Origin of the sequence: Desertibacillus haloalkaliphilus (genome assembly GCF_019039105.1) — a bacterium.
GTDB classification, from domain to species: domain Bacteria; phylum Bacillota; class Bacilli; order Bacillales; family KJ1-10-99; genus Desertibacillus; species Desertibacillus haloalkaliphilus.
The window spans coordinates 1-445 of record NZ_JAHPIV010000117.1 but is presented as its reverse complement, the minus strand read 5'-3'; the positions used below and the strand labels follow the sequence as shown (position 1 = coordinate 445).

Here is a 445-nt window from a genome sequence, read left to right as displayed (position 1 = left end):
ATTTAATTGGGATATTTGAAAATGAAGAGGAGTTTCGCCATTATCGAGTGGATAGAATGAGAAAGGTTGAAATAACGGACCAGTCATTCCAGCGGACGTCTATTAATATTTCCGAGTATGTTCACAATACATTTCATATGTATGCAGGCCAAGAAGAATGGATAAAAATACGTTTTAAAAAGGACTTAATCAATGTCGTTCTAGACAGGTTTGGGTTGGATGTAGATATAAAAAAACTAGATGAGGATTGCTTTTTATTAACGACAAAAGCGGCGGTTAGTGATGGGTTGGTTGCCTGGATTCTCACATGGGGCAGTGACGCTAAAGTGGTTGCTCCTCTTGCACTTGTTGATAACGTTAAACAGGAAGTGAAAAAACTGTTTCAACAATACGAGGAATATTATTTGAGGGGTGTACGGAAAAACGTACACCCTTTATTGTACAG

The 445-nt window shown here is 38.0% G+C and carries 1 protein-coding gene; it reads left to right on the top strand.

Going from position 1 to position 445, the window contains the following annotated elements; genetic code table 11:
• Positions 1–445 (top strand): WYL domain-containing protein (locus KH400_RS21120; RefSeq protein ID WP_217228009.1); only part of this gene is annotated, 445 nt, incomplete at both ends.